At 58.5% G+C, this 205-nt stretch carries 2 tRNA genes; both read left to right on the forward strand.

The annotated features are described in order from the left end of the window. Position 1 precedes the first annotated feature (1 nt). Positions 2-77, forward strand: a tRNA-Val gene (locus tag GHN86_RS23360). 55 nt (positions 78-132) lie between these two features. Next, positions 133-205 (forward strand) — tRNA-Asp (locus GHN86_RS23365).

Consider the following 205-nt stretch of genomic DNA (forward strand, 5'->3'; position numbering starts at 1 on the left):
AGGGTGATTAGCTCAGCTGGGAGAGCATCTGCCTTACAAGCAGAGGGTCGGCGGTTCGATCCCGTCATCACCCACCACTTCTTGAGTTTCTCGAAAGAGAAGGTCGTTCTGAAAAGAGCAACCAACCGACGCGCAGCGGTAGTTCAGTCGGTTAGAATACCGGCCTGTCACGCCGGGGGTCGCGGGTTCGAGTCCCGTCCGCTGC

It is taken from the genome of Pseudomonas helleri (assembly GCF_009600315.1).
In the GTDB taxonomy this organism is placed as follows: domain Bacteria; phylum Pseudomonadota; class Gammaproteobacteria; order Pseudomonadales; family Pseudomonadaceae; genus Aquipseudomonas; species Aquipseudomonas helleri_A.